This window comes from Chelativorans sp. YIM 93263, assembly GCF_028767125.1.
Taxonomy (GTDB): domain Bacteria; phylum Pseudomonadota; class Alphaproteobacteria; order Rhizobiales; family Rhizobiaceae; genus Chelativorans.
Window position 1 is genome coordinate 325,364 of record NZ_JAKCWP010000004.1, and the last position, 11,944, is coordinate 337,307.

At 61.3% G+C, this 11,944-nt stretch carries 14 protein-coding genes; 5 read left to right on the plus strand and 9 right to left on the minus strand.

The window, feature by feature from the left end; translation table 11 throughout:
- The first annotated feature begins 17 nt into the window (after positions 1–17).
- Both LY631_RS11255 and LY631_RS11260 read left to right on the plus strand, forming a co-directional pair.
- Positions 18–602, plus strand: coding sequence for a F0F1 ATP synthase subunit B (locus tag LY631_RS11255; protein WP_274425442.1), 585 nt, complete (start codon positions 18–20; stop codon positions 600–602).
- A 9-nt stretch (positions 603–611) separates the two neighbouring features.
- On the plus strand, positions 612–1,091 hold the full coding sequence (locus LY631_RS11260; protein WP_274425443.1) for a F0F1 ATP synthase subunit B: 480 nt from the start codon (positions 612–614) through the stop codon (positions 1,089–1,091).
- A 22-nt stretch (positions 1,092–1,113) separates the two neighbouring features.
- Here the strand turns inward: LY631_RS11260 and LY631_RS11265 are convergent, their stop codons facing one another.
- Positions 1,114–1,905, minus strand: a complete 792-nt coding sequence (locus LY631_RS11265) for a TetR/AcrR family transcriptional regulator (protein WP_274425445.1) — start codon at positions 1,903–1,905, stop codon at positions 1,114–1,116.
- Between the two features lie 120 nt (positions 1,906–2,025).
- Between LY631_RS11265 and LY631_RS11270 the strand changes: the two genes are divergently transcribed.
- Complete coding sequence (locus LY631_RS11270) at positions 2,026–2,595, plus strand: NnrU family protein (RefSeq protein WP_274425447.1); 570 nt, start codon at positions 2,026–2,028, stop codon at positions 2,593–2,595.
- On the opposite strand, the gene LY631_RS11275 is transcribed toward LY631_RS11270, so the two are convergent.
- The 8 genes from LY631_RS11275 to LY631_RS11310 form a co-directional block, all read right to left on the minus strand.
- A complete protein-coding gene (locus LY631_RS11275) occupies positions 2,562–3,266 on the minus strand; it encodes a ribonuclease HII (protein ID WP_274425448.1) in 705 nt (234 codons plus the stop codon). The genes LY631_RS11270 and LY631_RS11275 overlap by 34 nt on opposite strands.
- A 136-nt stretch (positions 3,267–3,402) precedes the next feature.
- The gene (locus LY631_RS11280; RefSeq protein ID WP_274425449.1) at positions 3,403–4,557 is read right to left on the minus strand and encodes a PA0069 family radical SAM protein; all 1,155 of its coding nucleotides are present in this window, start codon (positions 4,555–4,557) and stop codon (positions 3,403–3,405) included.
- A gap of 160 nt (positions 4,558–4,717) precedes the next feature.
- Positions 4,718–5,278 (minus strand): molybdenum cofactor biosynthesis protein B, encoded by a 561-nt coding sequence (gene moaB, locus LY631_RS11285; RefSeq protein ID WP_274425498.1) that lies wholly within the window; start codon positions 5,276–5,278, stop codon positions 4,718–4,720.
- The gene (locus LY631_RS11290) at positions 5,265–6,152 is read right to left on the minus strand and encodes a 4-(cytidine 5'-diphospho)-2-C-methyl-D-erythritol kinase (protein WP_274425450.1); all 888 of its coding nucleotides are present in this window, start codon (positions 6,150–6,152) and stop codon (positions 5,265–5,267) included. Before LY631_RS11290 ends, moaB begins: the two co-directional genes overlap by 14 nt.
- Before the next feature lie 9 nt (positions 6,153–6,161).
- Positions 6,162–6,347 (minus strand): NfeD family protein, encoded by a 186-nt coding sequence (locus LY631_RS11295; RefSeq protein WP_274425451.1) that lies wholly within the window; start codon positions 6,345–6,347, stop codon positions 6,162–6,164.
- 226 nt (positions 6,348–6,573) lie between these two features.
- Complete coding sequence (locus tag LY631_RS11300; RefSeq protein WP_274425452.1) at positions 6,574–7,434, minus strand: S49 family peptidase; 861 nt, start codon at positions 7,432–7,434, stop codon at positions 6,574–6,576.
- Positions 7,435–7,553: 119 nt separating this feature from the next.
- Positions 7,554–8,339, minus strand: coding sequence for a tRNA1(Val) (adenine(37)-N6)-methyltransferase (locus tag LY631_RS11305; protein WP_274425453.1), 786 nt, complete (start codon positions 8,337–8,339; stop codon positions 7,554–7,556).
- A gap of 5 nt (positions 8,340–8,344) precedes the next feature.
- Complete coding sequence (locus tag LY631_RS11310) at positions 8,345–8,569, minus strand: putative signal transducing protein (RefSeq protein WP_274425454.1); 225 nt, start codon at positions 8,567–8,569, stop codon at positions 8,345–8,347.
- 132 nt (positions 8,570–8,701) lie between these two features.
- Between LY631_RS11310 and LY631_RS11315 the strand changes: the two genes are divergently transcribed.
- Both LY631_RS11315 and LY631_RS11320 read left to right on the plus strand, forming a co-directional pair.
- Complete coding sequence (locus LY631_RS11315; RefSeq protein WP_274425455.1) at positions 8,702–9,733, plus strand: polyprenyl synthetase family protein; 1,032 nt, start codon at positions 8,702–8,704, stop codon at positions 9,731–9,733.
- Between the two features lie 142 nt (positions 9,734–9,875).
- Positions 9,876–11,876, plus strand: a complete 2,001-nt coding sequence (locus LY631_RS11320; RefSeq protein WP_274425456.1) for a tetratricopeptide repeat protein — start codon at positions 9,876–9,878, stop codon at positions 11,874–11,876.
- Positions 11,877–11,944: the final 68 nt, after the last annotated feature.

An 11,944-nucleotide genomic window follows, 5' to 3' on the forward strand; every position in this document is an offset into this window, starting at 1 on the left:
CGATCAAGGGGAAGGCCATGTTTGTGGCACCGGCATATGCACAGACAGCCGATCAGGAGGCTGTCGGGGACGAAGTCAACACCGAGATCGGTGTAGCCGAGAACGGCGGTGAGGGGGCGTTTCCGCCATTTGAAACGGAAACCTATCCTTCGCAGTTGCTCTGGCTCGCGATCACCTTCGGGTTGTTCTACATCTTCCTGAAGCAGGTTGTTCTTCCGCGCATCGGCAACATTCTGGAAGTGCGTCGCGACCGTATCGCCCAGGATCTGGACGAGGCGGCGCGCATGAAGGAAGAGGCCGACGCGGCTCTGGCAGCCTACGAGCAGGATCTTGCCGATGCCCGCAAGAAGGCGGGCGCCATCGCGCAGGAAGCACGCGACAATGCCAAGGCCGAAGCCGAGGCGGAGCGCAAGAAGGTCGAAGAGGCGCTCGAGTCCAAGCTCGAAGAGGCCGACAGCCGGATTGCGAAGATCAAGGAAGCGGCCATTGGTGAGGTCGGCACGATCGCCGAGGAAACGGCGGAGACAATTGTGCAGAAGCTGATCGGTGGCCGTCTGGAGAAAGAGGCTCTGCAGGCGGCGGTGAAAGCCGCGCAGCAGTAGGAGAAGGCCATGGACGCGACATTCTGGGCGCTTGTAGCGCTGATCATCTTTCTCGCTATCCTCGCCTATCTCAAGGTGCCGGCGAAGATAAATGATTCGCTCGATAGCCGCGCCGATCGCATTCGCAAGGAGTTGGACGAGGCGCGGGAGCTGCGCGAGGAAGCGCAACAGGTCCTGGCCGAGTATCAGCGCAAGCGCGGAGAGGCCGAGGAAGAGGCCAAGGAAATCGTTGCCGCCGCCCGGCGCGAGGCGAAGGCGATCGTTGCCGACGCCAAGCAGAAGACTGAAGAATACGTCACCCGCCGCACGGCACTGGCCGAGCAGAAAATTACCCAGGCCGAGCGGGACGCCGTACATGAAGTCCGCTCCCGCGCGGTCGATGTCGCCGTCGCTGCCGCCGGCAATATTCTGGGCGACAAGGTGGATACGAAAAAAAGAGGCGAGCTTTTCGAATCCTCGCTCCAGGAACTGAAGACTCACATGAATTGATGAGGGTTTGCTTCAGTAACCTTTATGCCGCCGGATTTCCGGCGGCATTTTTGTTTCGGCTGGAAGTGCGTAAAATCTCGCCCGGCTCTTCGTAAGGAACATCGAGGAGGCTGCACAAGTCCTGCAGGTATTCCTCGAATACCGGTTCGACATCGGTAAGCGCGAAGCTGATCTGGTTTAACGCTTCCATGCAGAGCAGACCGTAAAGCCGCATCCAGCAGTGCAGGAAGATATACGCGGCTTCAGGAGGCAGGCGGCCTCCAATGCTGTCTTCCGAAAAGACCTGAATTTGCCGGGCGAGCGACGGATCCTTGTCATCAAGGCTGGGAATCGGAAAACGCCGTGTCTCCCATATTTCCGCCACCTGCTCCAGGAAGACCTGGCTGAACGCCCGGCCGGATTGTCTGTCATAGGCGGCACAATCACGGCAGGTCACATCCGGCGCAGGACTGGCGAACAGCCAGCAGAACTCGGGCCGATGCGATACCGCCCAGCCGCGAAGCGCGCGGGTGATCGTCAAAAGGCGCCGTGCCGGCGTGTCGGCAGCCGGCGTGGCGCCTGCCTGCCGCAGCCATTCGATCAACTCGCCGAAAAGCTCTTTGCGAAGGTCTTTGACAAGATCGGCCTGGCTGGCGTGATAGCGATAAAGTGCCGGACCGCTCACCCCCAGCTTCCGCGCAACCGCATTGACAGTCACTGCCGTGCTCCCCTTGGAGACAAGCAGCTCCCGCGCAGCCTTGCGTATATCGGCCAGTGTCGCCTCGCGGATTTGCTCCCGCCGGCTGAGTCTCCCTTCAGGTCTCTCCGCGTTCATGGAATTGACGCTCCATGTGTTATATGCTCTAACAAGAGTTACACCATCTAACGTTGCGATGCAAACAATTGCGTGCCGGTAGCGGTGAGCATTCGGCGCTGAGGGGAAGGGGAAGGACGTATGCTGGTCCTGCTGATCGGTCTGCTTTTGTTTCTGGGAACGCATTCGCTCCTGATTGCGGCGCCACAACTGCGCGCAAAGATCATCGCGCAGCGCGGTAGGGGCGCGTGGCTCTGGCCCTATACGGCGGCATCCGCGCTGGGGCTCATATTGATCGTTTGGGGATATGGTCTGGCCCGCCAGGATCCAACGATCCTCTATAGTCCGCCTCTGGAGACACGGCACTTGGCTCTGCTGATCATGCTCCCGGTTTTCCCGCTCCTCTTCGCGGCTTATCTTCCGGGGCGGATCAAGGCGGCGCTGAAGCATCCTATGCTGATCGCCACGGTTCTGTGGGGGATCGCCCACCTCACCGCCAACGGAACTCTGCCGGATTTGCTTCTCTTCGGCGGGTTTGCCGTTTGGGCCTCTGTCGACTGGTATTCAAGCGCACAGCGACCCGCAAAGGCGAAGGCGAAGCCCGTCTCCGGCCTGCGCAACGACACTATCGCGGTGATTGGCGGACTTCTCGTCTATGCGATCTTCATCGGCGGGTTTCACCGGATTCTGACTGGCGTATCGCCGATTTGAGGGCCGGAAAGCCCAACTTCCTCTGGCTTGAATGGCGAGAAGCTCATGCGGTGAAGACGCGTAACCGGCCCGTGCGCTTTGATCGCTGAGCGATGACGTGCCGTGGCATAGCCCACATGGCTGTCGAAGCCGTAATGCGGCAGCAGCGTGCCGGTCCGTACCATCATCCGGTCACGTGCCACCTTCGCCACGATCGAGGCGGCTGCGATGGACTGTGAACGCTGGTCGCCTTTGACCACCGCCCGGCAGGGGCAGGGCAGGCCCGGCGGGATATCGCGCCCGTCGGCAAGCGCGAAGGCAGCCGGCGTACACAGGCCGGAGACCGCCCGGCGCATGGCTTCGAGACTTGCCTTGCGGATATCCGTTTCATCAATGCTGCCCGCACAGATCGAGGCGACGGACACCGAAAGAGCCGCCTCCAGAACGATCTCCACCAGCGCCTCCCGGCTTTCCGCCGAAAGCCGCTTGGAATCGTCAAGGCCCTCCGGGATGCGCTCAGGGTCGAGGATGACGGCAGCGGCCACCACCGGTCCGGCAAGGGGACCGCGTCCCGCTTCGTCCAGCCCGGCAACCGGCAAGTGCCCCTCGCGCATAAGCCCTGCCTCCAGTGCAAAGTCCGGACGCACGGGCATATCGAAAAGAAGCGGAGAATCGGTCTGCGATGAAGCCATTGCGGCGATGCTTGCATCGCTTCCGATTCTCCGCAAGTCCTTCCGGTATCCTTATGTTGAAAAACCGGAAAGACGCCGTCGGCCGGGGGCAGCGGCCGACAGTCACACCAGCCTTCGGGAGACAAGGCCGGGAAGCTTAAAAAAGGGCGAGTTGCTCTTCCGCCGCAGCGCTCTTTCTGAACAGATCCGTGCGCAGTTTGATCCGCATCCTGTTCAGCCCGAAGCGCTTTGCAGCGATCTCGAAGCGGCGCCCGATTTGCCACGCATAGGGCCCCGCGCCCTTCATCCGCTTGCCCCATTCCGAATCGTAATCCTTGCCGCCGCGCATGGAGCGGACAAGCGACATGACGTGGCGGTATCGGTCGGGATAATGGCGCAGCAGCCAGTCCTTAAAGATCGGGCTGACCTCCAGCGGCAACCGGAGAACGATATACCCGGCCTCGCTGGCTCCGGCTGCGTGAGCCGACTCGAGGATTCGCTCGATCTCGCTGTCGTTCAGGCCTGGAATGATCGGCCCGAGCATGACGGAGACGGGAATTCCCGCGTCGCTGAGCGCGCGCAGCGCCTCCAGCCGGCGCGTCGGTGTCGCGGCACGCGGCTCCATGGTGCGCGCCAGGCGCCGATCCAGGGTGGTGACCGAAAGAGCCACCTTGGCCAATCCCTTTTCGGCCATGCGCGAGAGAATATCGCTGTCACGCATCACCAGGGCCGACTTCGTGACGATTCCCACCGGATGATTATGCGCCTCCAGCACTTCCAGAATCTCGCGCATGATACGCCACTTCTTTTCGACCGGCTGATAAGGATCGGTGTTCGTGCCAATGGCGATGGTGCGCGGTTCATAACCGGGCTTTGCGAGTTCCTTCTCCAGAAGGCTCGCCGCATCTGGCTTGGCGAACAGCTTCGATTCGAAATCGAGCCCCGCCGACATTCCCATATAGCTGTGCGACGGGCGCGCGAAGCAGTAAATGCACCCGTGTTCGCACCCCCGATAGGGATTGATCGAGCGGTCGAAGGAAATATCCGGTGAGCTGTTGCGCGTAATGATTTTGCGCGGCTTTTCGATCTGCACATCCGTGCTGAAGGGCGGCAATTCTTCCAGCGTTTCCCAGCCGTCATCGAAAACGTGGCGGGTCAGCGCTTCGAAACGTCCGCTTGGGTTGATGCCGGCTCCGCGGCCCCTGCGCCGATCATTGTCGACGCGCAGTCCCGACTCGTCGATGACCGCATTGGCTGCCGCAGACCTGCCTTCGCTGAAGGCAACGATATCCGCTTGTGCAATCTGTTCCATCTTCATGCCTCCGCGCCGGCTTTGTCGTGCGCCCGACTGTCCAAAGATGAAACTATTCCTATATACGGAATGAGAACAAATCAAGAACTTTTTTGTTTTCGCCTGAGTGCAGCGTGTTACCGATGGCCCCTTCGCGCAAACCCGTTCACAACTATAAATGCTAGATCAAACTGTTGCCGGCGCCGCGCCGCAGATGCTCGTCGAGGCGGGGCATGATCTCCACGAAATTGCACGGCTTGTGCCGATAGTCGAACTGGTCCTTCAGCACGTGGTCCCAGGCGTCGCGGCAGGCGCCGGGGGAGCCGGGCAGGACGAAGACGAATGTCTGCTGGATCAAGCCCGCCGTTGCGCGCGACTGGATTGTCGACGTGCCGATCTTGTCGAAGGAGATGCGGTGAAACACCTCCGAGAACCCCTCCATGCGCTTGTCGAACAGCGGCTCGAGCGCATCGGGTGTAACGTCCCGGCCGGTAAAGCCGGTGCCGCCCGTGGTGATCACCGCATCGATACCGGGGTCGGCGCACCAGCCGCTCACCACATCGCGGATCTGCTCGATATCGTCCGGAGCAATCGCGCGGTCGGTCAGCGTATGGCCGGCTTCGTCTATGCGTGCCGCCAGCGTGGCGCCCGATTTGTCATCCGCCAGCGCCCGCGTGTCGGAGACGGTCAGGACCGCAAAGCGGACCGGGATGAACGGCCGGGACTCCTCACCCAATGACAGTCTCCTGCGCAGCGGGCATGGTTGTAGTCGCCTTCACGAACCATCCGGGGTGTTCTTCGGCAATGGCCCGTGCGGCGCGTTCCGCCGCTTCGATCGACTCGAAAATGCCGAAACATGTCGCGCCCGAGCCGGACATGCGCGCGAAAAGCGCCTGCTGCGCCTTGAGGGCGCCGAGCGCACGCCCGATTTCCGGACGGAGCGCCAGGGCAGGCGCTTCCAGATCGTTACGTGTGCTTGCGAGCCAGTCGAGCACTTCGCCGCGGCTCTTCCCGTTGAGAGACGGCAGGGGCGGGTTGTGGCGGCTCATCAATGCCTTGAAGACGGCAGGTGTTGCGAGTGGAACACCGGGATTGACCAGAAGCAGCGGAAACTCGGGAAAATCCGCGACCATGTTGATTTCGTCGCCGATCCCGTGCGCCACAAGCGGTCGCGCCGTCATGCACATCGGCACATCGGCCCCGAGGCGAAATGCGATGCGGGCAATCGCATCGGCCTTGTTGCGGATGCTCCAGAATTGCCCCAGAAGAGCGAGCGTTGCCGCCGCGTCGCTCGAACCGCCACCGATGCCGGAAGCGACCGGCAGATTCTTCTCGAGCGAAAGGCGCACCGGCGTATCGGCGGCCTCGCTGAAATGCTCCCGCATCAGGTCGCGGACACGCAAAACCAGGTTATCCTCTCCAGAAGGAACATCCTGGGCGAATGGCCCGGTGATCTCAAAGCTGTCCCGGTCGCCCCGCTGCGCTGTCAGCCGGTCGCCGTTGCACGCAAAGACGACGAGCGTCTCAAGCAGGTGATATCCATCAGCCCGACGCCCCGTGACATGCAGCGCCAGGTTGATCTTTGCCGGTGCAAAACTCTCCAGCGGAGGATTCACGAGAAAGGCTTAATCTTTTGCCAGGCGATACTCGCCCGTCTCGGGGTCTTTAACCAGCGTTCCCTTGCTCCCGGTGGCGGCTTCTTTCCGAACCCGCTGGGCGCGCTGCACCACGCGTTCCGCCTCACGCACGAAAGCGCGATAGCCGATATAAGCGACAATGGCGATTGCAGCGAAAAAGATTAGCTGTGGCATGGCCGGAGTTCCTTCCTGGCAATCACGAACCCATCATACGCATGAATTGTGGGCATCGAAAGGCCGAAGAGAGCATAGCATGAACACTCCCTAAAGGCCGGTTGAGATTCGCGGGTCGTACGCGGCGAAACTGGCGCTTCTCGAGACCCGGAGCGGAGTGTACTGAGTACTGAAAGCGCAAAAAAAGCGCCACTTGCAGCCGTTCGGGCGTGAATGTCGATGCGTCTCAGAGCCCGTATCGTTTCCACAGCGCTTGTTCCTCGAGAGCCTCGATCAATCCGGTGGCGGCTGCGGATGCAATCTCCGTGCTCCGTGTTTCCGAGCCGAAAAATCCTAACGGGCGGCCGAACAGACCGCGCGGCTGGCTGACCAGTTTCATCCGCGTCTTCGGTCCGAAACGGCTCTTCAGATACCCGCGCATGTCGCCGATATGGTCGACGAGGCCAAGATCGCGTCCACGCTCGCCTGTCCAGAAAAGACCGGTGAAGAGGTCATCATCGTCGGCGAGCTTGCTGCCGCGCCGCTCCTTCACGAGCCCGATAAATCCCTGGTGCACCTCCTCCTGCAACTTCTTGAGGCGATCGATGTCTTCCTGCTTTTCCGGCTGAAACGGGTCAAGAATGGCTTTGTTGCGTCCGGAGGTATAGAGCCGCCGTTCCACCCCGATCTTCTTGATCATGTCCTGGAAGCCGAAACCGGCTGAAACGACTCCGATAGAGCCCACGATCGAGGATGGGTCGGCAATGATTTCGTCACCCGCCACCGCGATCATGTATCCGCCCGAAGCCGCGACGTCCTCCACGAAAATGAGAACGCTTTTCTTCTTTTCCTGCGCAAGGTCGCGAATGCGCTTGTAGATCAGGCGCGCCTGCACGGGCGATCCGCCCGGTGAATTGACAGCGATGGCGACTGCCGGCGCGGAATAGGAAAAAGCTTTGTCCAGAAGTCCGGCCACTGCGGAGAGGGAAAGATTTTGCCGCATGGGACCGCCGCCTGTTGCAATCGTCCCCTGCAGCCGGACCACGGGAATGACGACCGCATCGGAGCGAAGGGGCGCTGGCAGAAAGCGCTTCAACGATTGGTTCACGGCGGGTCTCCTCGGTGTCGGTTGCCTTGCATGTAGGCGTCGATCTGTCGGTTGTGAAGGATTTCGATTCGAAAGAAAAAATGCACTTAAAGGCGCTTTTGTTCGATTAAATCTTCAAATCAGCGAAAAAGCGGCACCTGCCCATTTATCACCGCCTCCGCACGTTCGGTAAAATCGCGTCCGCTGCCATGCAGAATGAGCGGGTCGAGCAGCCTGAGTCCGGCACGAGAGCCCTGGCGCGCGCGTATGATGATCCGGATTGCTTCCGCCCGCTGGCGCGGATGGATCGGCAGGACTTCGGCGCCACCGAAACGGCTGCCGAGTGCAGCCAGAAGTTCGGGGAGTGAAACCGGCCGGGCGATTACCGCCACCTCGGCTCCGGGACGGGCGACTGCCGCTGCAGTGCGCAGCCATTTCTCGAACAGCCCTTCCGTCATCACATGTGCTTCGCGCTTTAGCGGGTCCGGTGTCGCCCGGTCCCGCACGGCGTTGAAGGGCGGATTCATGATGATGAAATCGAAGCTTCGGTCGGAGAGGCCCGCCCGCACACGCTCCTGTCCGGGAAGCGCGACGTCGGCCTTAAGCAGTTCGATCCGCGGAGCGAGGTGTTGGTTTTCCGGCAGGTCAAGGCTTGCCCGCGCGCAGCCGCTCATTTCCGCAGAGCGTTCGACCAGGGTCACGTGCGCCTCCGCGCAGCGGGTGGCTACGGCGAGGCCCGCCGCCCCCGCGCCGGCGCCGAAGTCGGCGGCCCTTCCACGAAATCCGGTGGGGACGGCACCGGCCAGAAGCATGGCGTCTATGCCTGAGCGGTGTCCCTTCGAGGCCGGCTGTACCAGGTGAAAACGGCCGCGGTGGAAAGCATCGACCGTTGCCGACGGCCCCACCGGGGGCGGTTCCTTCGCCATGGCAGCTATGAGCCACCGCTGGTTTCGCCGATGCCTGCATCGGCCAACAGGCGTCGTGCCGCCTGTTCATCCTCCGGCTTCACCAGGATGCGTCGTGGCAGAACGCCAAGCGAACCCTCCATGATGCTCATATTCTGGTCCGCGACGAAAAACTCGATCCCCGCATCGCGCAGCAGGCTTTCGGCGAAGGAGATTGTTACGGCGTCGTTGGTGCGAATGAGTTCTTTCATGCGATGACGTTGGCAGCTTGCCGCCCGCTTGTAAATGCATTCCCATTGCCCCACGTTGATTCCCGCGCTATTTCGCCGCTTGCAGGCAGCCGATCACGGCCATACAGTCGCCCGCAAGCCGGCTACGTATCAATGGAGGAATTCCTGTCAGGCGTCGTTGTAAATCTGGAAGGCGGTAAGCGAGAGGCGCCTTTGATTGAAAAGCTGATCGACTTGACGCGGGATGACATGGATCGTGTCAACGAGCTTATCCTGTCAAAGGCGGGCTCCGATGTGGAGCTGATTCCGGAGCTGGCACGTCATCTCATTTCATCCGGTGGCAAGCGTCTGCGCCCGATGGTGACGCTCGCCGCGGCAAAGATGTTCGGCTATGCGGGCGAGGGGCACGTGAAGCTCGCTACCAGCGTCGAATTCATGCATACAGCCACGCTGCTGCATGACGACGTGGTGGATGAAAGCGCCATGCGCCGCGGCAAGAGAACGGCGCGCATGATCTGGGGAAACCAGGCAAGCGTTCTCGTCGGCGACTTCCTGCTCGGCCAGGCATTCCGCATGATGGTTGATGTTGGTTCGCTCGAGGCGCTTGATATACTCTCCGCTGCCGCATCGATTATCGCCGAAGGTGAGGTCATGCAGCTCGGCGTGGCCAAGAACCTCGAGACCACCGAGGATGAATACCTGGCCGTTATCAAGGCCAAGACGGCCGCGCTCTTTTCCGCCGCCGCCGAAGTCGGTCCCGTCATTGCCGACGCCTCGCGCAACGATAGGGCGGCGCTACGTTCTTTCGGCACCAATTTGGGCCTTGCCTTCCAACTCGTCGACGATGCGCTGGATTACGGCGGCAATGCCGGCGACCTGGGCAAGAATGTTGGCGATGATTTCCGCGAGGGGAAGGTCACACTGCCGGTCATTCTGAGCTATCGCCGTGGATCGGGGGAGGAGCGCGCCTTCTGGAAGCGTGCCATCGAGGAGAACGAGAACGGTGACGAGGCGCTTGAAGAGGCGGTGAATCTGATGAACCGCCACGGCGCGATCGGCGATACGATCGGGCGCGCCCGGCATTTTGGGGAAATCGCGCGAGACGCTCTGGCGCCTCTCGATAATACGCCTCAGAAATCGGCCCTGATGGACGTGATTGACTTCTGCATAAGCCGCATCACGTGATCGTGGGGCAAATTTCTCTTCTTGACCGTTGATGCGTCTCCGCAAAAAGGCCATTCTCCGCTACTAGTAAGTGATTTCCGGCGGGTTGGAACGTGCTCACGGCGGATGATGGCCGGACGGAAGGGATAAGATGCGGCGAATAATGAGATGGAAAACGACCGCGGCGCTTGCCGCCTTGATGGCGGTTTCGGCGAATACGGGGTTTGCCTCAAATACCGGTGAGGCGACGGAGACTGTCGAAACCCACTCGCTTTCCGGCGCCTTTCTGGCTGCGCGGTCGGCCGAGTTGGACAATGACCTTGCGAGCGCATCCGCATACTACAAGCGCGCGCTGGCCTATGACGCGGACAATGCGGCGCTTCAGCAGAGCCTCCTGCTCTCGCTGATCGCGCAGGGCCGCCTGGAAGAGGCATTGCCCTATGCCGAGTCCCTGAAGAGCGAGCCGGAGGTGGAGCGCTTTTCACGGCTGGCGCTTGCGGTCAACGCCTTCAACGAGGAAGACTATTCTAGGGCCGAAACCTGGCTCGACCTTGTTGTCGAGTCCGATCTCGACCGGCTGATCACCGGCGTTATGACCGCCTGGGCCCATTTGGGGCAAGATGATCTGGACGGTGCGCTCGATCAGATTGGCAGTCTTGAGGGACCGAACTGGTACGACTTCTTCATCGATTATCAGCGCGCGCTGATTCTTGCCTATGCCGGCGAGCACGACAAGGCGCTGGACGCTTTCGAGGAAATCACCGGCGAATTCGCTCTGCGCAACATGACACCGGGCACAGCCGCCCGCATGTCGCACGCTTTTGCTGCTTATCTTTCGAGCCGGGGTCAGCAGGACGCGGCGATAGAGGTGCTGCGCAACGCGGAGGATTCCGGCGCCGGAACGGCCAATATTTCCGTGCTTCTCGAACAGCTCGAGGCAGGCGACACGCTGGAACAGGTCGTCGCGAGCCCGGCTGACGGCGCTGCCGAGATTCTGCTGAATGTGGCATCCGAACTGTCGAACGGCGGCGGCGATTCCTTTGTACGCCTTTATCTGCATTATGCGCTGGCGCTGCGGCCCGGCAACGACACGATCCTTGTCCAGCTTGCGCGCGTTGCCGAGCGCCAGAAGGCTTCCGAGCGCGCCATAAGCCTTTATACTGAAATCGACCAGGACGCGCCCTGGGGCCGTTTCGCCCAGTTCCAGATCGGCTTGAACCTGGCCGATCTTGAGCGCAATGAAGAGGCGGTGACGCATCTGACGAATGCGCTGGAAGCTGATCCCGACGATTTGCGCGCTTATCTAGCTCTCGGCGGCGTCTATGCCGCGCAGAAGGATTTCGCCTCCGCTGCGGAGCTTTACGATCAAGCCGTTGCCCAGATCGATGATCCTCAGCGCCGCCACTGGAACATCTTCTATCAGCGCGGCATCGCGTACGAACGACTGAAGGAGTGGCCGAAGGCGGAGCCGAACTTCAAGAAGGCGCTGGAGCTTTATCCCGAACACCCGCAGGTGCTGAACTATCTCGGCTATTCCTGGGTGGACATGAACATGAACCTGAACGAGGCGATGGACCTCATCCGCAAGGCGGTCGAGTTGCGCCCGAGCGATGGCTATATCGTCGATTCCCTGGGATGGGCGCACTATAAGCTCGGCAACTTCGAAGAAGCCGTCGAGCACCTGGAGCGCGCCGTCTCGTTGCGTCCCGAGGATCCGATCCTCAACGACCACCTGGGCGATGCCTATTGGCGGATCGGCCGCCGTCTGGAAGCGCGTTTCCAATGGTCCCACGCACGGGATCTCGACCCCGATGCGGATCTTCTGGCCGAGGTTCAGGAAAAGCTGGAGAACGGGCTCCCGGAGGAGGAGGGCGACAAGTTCGCCAATGCCGCCAATACACCCCGCGAGATCATGAACGACGCCACCGAGGTCCCGCTCGCGCAGCCCAAAGCGGATAGTGAAAAGCCGGACGAGTTGGAGGGATCCTCGCTCGAGGCGGAGCCGAGCATCTATGTGGTCAAGCCCGGTCAGTCCCTTTGGTCCATCGCGGCGGAGGAGCTTGGTGACGGGAACCGTTTTCGTGAGATCCTCGAGCTCAACCCCGTGCTCCAGGGAGACGCGGGCCGCATCCGCACCGGCCAGGAGCTGAAGCTGCCGGAATGAAAAGCGCCAAGCGTTCAGCTTGACGCCCGCCCGGCCGCGCAATAGGACAGGCGCGCTTCCATAGAACG

Coding starts and splice junctions, on each gene's coding strand:
- LY631_RS11255 (WP_274425442.1), top strand. CDS start 18: ATGTTTGTGGCACCGGCATATGCACAGACAGCCGATCAGGAGGCTGTC.
- LY631_RS11260 (WP_274425443.1), top strand. CDS start 612: ATGGACGCGACATTCTGGGCGCTTGTAGCGCTGATCATCTTTCTCGCT.
- LY631_RS11265 (WP_274425445.1), bottom strand. CDS start 1,905: ATGAACGCGGAGAGACCTGAAGGGAGACTCAGCCGGCGGGAGCAAATC.
- LY631_RS11270 (WP_274425447.1), top strand. CDS start 2,026: ATGCTGGTCCTGCTGATCGGTCTGCTTTTGTTTCTGGGAACGCATTCG.
- LY631_RS11275 (WP_274425448.1), bottom strand. CDS start 3,266: ATGGCTTCATCGCAGACCGATTCTCCGCTTCTTTTCGATATGCCCGTG.
- LY631_RS11280 (WP_274425449.1), bottom strand. CDS start 4,557: ATGGAACAGATTGCACAAGCGGATATCGTTGCCTTCAGCGAAGGCAGG.
- LY631_RS11295 (WP_274425451.1), bottom strand. CDS start 6,347: ATGCCACAGCTAATCTTTTTCGCTGCAATCGCCATTGTCGCTTATATC.
- LY631_RS11305 (WP_274425453.1), bottom strand. CDS start 8,339: ATGGCGAAGGAACCGCCCCCGGTGGGGCCGTCGGCAACGGTCGATGCT.
- LY631_RS11310 (WP_274425454.1), bottom strand. CDS start 8,569: ATGAAAGAACTCATTCGCACCAACGACGCCGTAACAATCTCCTTCGCC.
- LY631_RS11315 (WP_274425455.1), top strand. CDS start 8,702: ATGGAGGAATTCCTGTCAGGCGTCGTTGTAAATCTGGAAGGCGGTAAG.
- LY631_RS11320 (WP_274425456.1), top strand. CDS start 9,876: ATGAGATGGAAAACGACCGCGGCGCTTGCCGCCTTGATGGCGGTTTCG.